Annotated in this window: 2 protein-coding genes and 1 pseudogene; all 3 read right to left on the reverse strand. The window is 54.7% G+C overall.

Going from position 1 to position 3244, the window contains the following annotated elements; genetic code table 11:
• Positions 1-798 (reverse strand): amino acid permease (locus INT22_RS21270; RefSeq protein WP_226912823.1); only part of this gene is annotated, 798 nt, incomplete at its 3' end.
• A gap of 212 nt (positions 799-1010) precedes the next feature.
• Positions 1011-1853 carry an ethanolamine ammonia-lyase subunit EutC gene (eutC, locus tag INT22_RS16220; protein ID WP_193068564.1) on the reverse strand — a complete coding sequence of 281 codons (843 nt, stop codon included), beginning with the start codon at positions 1851-1853 and terminating at the stop codon, positions 1011-1013.
• Positions 1846-3244: pseudogene (locus tag INT22_RS16225) on the reverse strand (ethanolamine ammonia-lyase subunit EutB); the annotation flags it as partial. The pseudogene INT22_RS16225 and the gene eutC, both read right to left, overlap by 8 nt.

Here is a 3244-nt window from a genome sequence, read left to right on the forward strand (position 1 = left end):
GGCTCCCGCCGCGCCGGCCAGTAACACCACGACCAATAAGGCGGTAAATAGCAGGAACAGCATCGCAGCAATAATCCCTTTAGGCATATCCCGCGCGGGGTCTTTGGCTTCCTCTGCCGCTAGCGGCACGCCCTCAACCGCCAAAAACAGCCACATCCCAAACGGCAGTGCGGCCCAAATACCGTACCAACCATAGGGCATAAAGGTGCTCGCACCGGCTGCATCGGTGGGCGCAATATCAAACAGATTCGCTGAATCGAAATTGCCGATCAGCGCCACTGCCGTTGCCAAAATCGCGAACACGGCCAGCCCGCTAATCACCATCATCACTTTTAGCGCTTCACCCACGCCTGCTAGGTGAATACCGATAAACACTGCGTAGAACAGCAGGTAAACCAGCGGCCCATTAATGCCCAGCAGCGATTCAACTGCCGAGCCAATGAAAATCACGATCGCAGCAGGCGCAAGCGCGTACTCAATCAACACCGCAAGCCCGGTTAAATAGCCACCGGCTGGCCCCATCGCTTGGCGAGCAAAGCTATAGCCGCCGCCAGCGGCTGGGATCGCTGCGGACATTTCAGCCAATGCTAATACGAGTGCCAGGTACATCATCGCCATTAAGCAGGCGGCAATGGCAAAACCACCCCAACCCGCTTCAGCAATACCGAAGTTCCAGCCGGCAAAATCACCGGAAATAACATAAGAAACCCCAAGCCCTGCTAGTAATAGCCAGCCCGCGGTACCTTTGCGCAGCTGGCGCTTGGCCAAATACGCTTGATCGACAGAAGGTTGTGTCATTGTCATGCCCTTTTCAGTGTGGAACGCAATCGTTGTCAGCGGCGTGCTGAGTCGGGGTGTTGGTTCCATATTGTTGTTAGGAGTTTTTTAGGAGCGTTTCTATAAGTGCTTGTTATTTATGTACTGTTATTACTCTTTTTAATTACTATTTAATTACTCTGTTATCTATATGGCGCTGCTTATGCATAACGCTTCGCTTCCTGTGCCGCTTATTAATCGGCCACCAGGAAGTTTTGAGTTGTCCCCCCTGTTGCACCGTCTAATACGCTGTCCTCGCTACGATCTTTCAGTTGCACGCCAGACAGTTTCCGCTGACGGGCTTCGGTTAATAGCAACAACAACCGCCGTGCGGCCTCTTCCGGTTTGAGCCCTGCTGGGCGCACGTTTGAAATGCAGTTGCGGCGGTCATCCTTTAAGCCCACTTCTGGTTCCCAGGTCATATACAGCCCGAGGCTATCTGGAGAGCTTAAGCCTGGGCGCTCACCAATCATCACCAGCACGGCATCGGCATTAAGCAGCGCGCCAACCTCATCACCAATCGCCACGCGGCCCTGCTCTACGATGGTTAATGGCGCGAGCTGCCACTCCCGCTGATCACTCTCCAAGGCGCGATACAGCGCAGTAAGAAACGGCTCGCTGTTCTGCTGTACTGCCAGTGCGGAAAGTCCATCGACAATCACCACCGCTAAATCGAAGCGCTGGCCACATTGCGCCGCTTGTTGCAGTTGCTCTCGCGAAGCGTCGTCAAGACGACGGCCATAATCCGGACGCTGCAGATACATGGCCCGGTCTACTGCATGGCTATGCACATGAATAGGTGTCTGGTTCAGGCTCAGCGCTGTCGTTAACTCATCGGCCAGCGCGTCGCACTCAAGGGGGCAGTGAACGGCATCCTGGGCTTGGGCATGAGCCAGTTGAAACGCCAATAGCTGATGCGTGGGCAGACTAATGCCCGCTCGTCCCAGCCCAATGCGAGCATCGGTAAATGCCCTCAGCCGCTCCCATGGGTTAGCGATCACCATCGGTGGGGCTTTTTTCGATTCATTATCAGACATCGCGAGCAGCCTCCGTTGGCAGGTGGCGCAGGCTATTAGCGAAAGCGGCAGGTAGTTGATCATTTAACCGATAGGAGGAAACATCTTGGAAGATTTGCATCTTCGCCAGCCACTGCTCGAACTCCGGGGCGGCCTTCAACCCAAGCACGCGCCGTGCGTAAAGGGCATCGTGAAAGGACGTGGTTTGATAGTTGAGCATGATGTCGTCAGAGCCAGGGATGCCCATCACAAAGCTACAGCCCGCCACGCCTAATAGCGTCAGCAGGTTGTCCATATCATTTTGATCGGCTTCAGCGTGATTGGTGTAGCAAACATCACAGCCCATGGGCACGCCTAGCAACTTGCCGCAAAAGTGGTCTTCCAGTCCCGCCCGGGTGATCTCTTTGCCATCGTACAAATACTCAGGGCCAATAAATCCCACCACCGTATTCACCAGCAGCGGATTAAACTTGCGCGCCACCGCATAGGCGCGGGCTTCACAGGTTTGCTGGTCTAAACCATGATGAGCGTCAGCGGAAAGCGAGCTGCCTTGCCCAGTTTCGAAATACATCACGTTGCGCCCAACTGTACCGCGGTTCAGCGTTTGAGCGGCCGCCTCGGCTTCTGCCAGCGTACTCAAATCAAAGCCAAAACTGCGGTTGGTGGCTTCGGTACCGCCAATGGATTGAAAAACCAGATCTACCGGTGCGCCCTGCTCAATCGCTTCGAGCGTGTTAGTCACATGAGTGAGCACACAGGATTGGGTGGGTATTTCATATTTCTGAATGACATCGTCCATCAGGCGCATTAGCTTAATGCTTTGGGCGACATTATCAGTAGCAGGATTGATCCCAATGACCGCGTCGCCACTGCCATACAGCAAGCCATCCAGAATACTGGCGGCAATCCCGGTCACGTCATCGGTAGGATGGTTGGGCTGCAAACGCGTGGATAACCGCCCCGGCAAACCAATCGTATTGCGAAATGCGGTCGTCACATGGCACTTCTTGGCGACTAGCATCAAATCTTGATTGCGCATCAACTTGCTAACAGCGGCGGCCATTTCAGGGGTAATGCCCGGGCGAGCCGGGGGTAATGCCAGGGCGAGCCGCGGCTAACACATCGCTGGTGGCATAGTCGGATAGTAGCCAGTTACGAAAGTCACCCACGGTTAAATGCTTCAGCGGCGCAAATGCAGCAGCATCGTGCTCATCGATGATTAAACGAGTAATTTCGTCTTGCTCATAGGGGACCAGCACATCATTCAAAAATGTGGTAAGCGGGAGCTCTGCCAGCACCATTTGCGCCACTACCCGCTCTTCTGCTGATTCTGCAATGACCCCTGCCAAGCGGTCGCCAGAGCGTGGCGGCGTGGCCTTGGCCATTAATTCCGCCAAGCCATTAAAGCGATA

The organism is Halomonas sp. 3D7M (assembly GCF_014897885.1).
GTDB lineage: Bacteria > Pseudomonadota > Gammaproteobacteria > Pseudomonadales > Halomonadaceae > Vreelandella.

Coding starts and splice junctions, on each gene's coding strand:
- eutC (WP_193068564.1), bottom strand. CDS start 1,853: ATGTCTGATAATGAATCGAAAAAAGCCCCACCGATGGTGATCGCTAAC.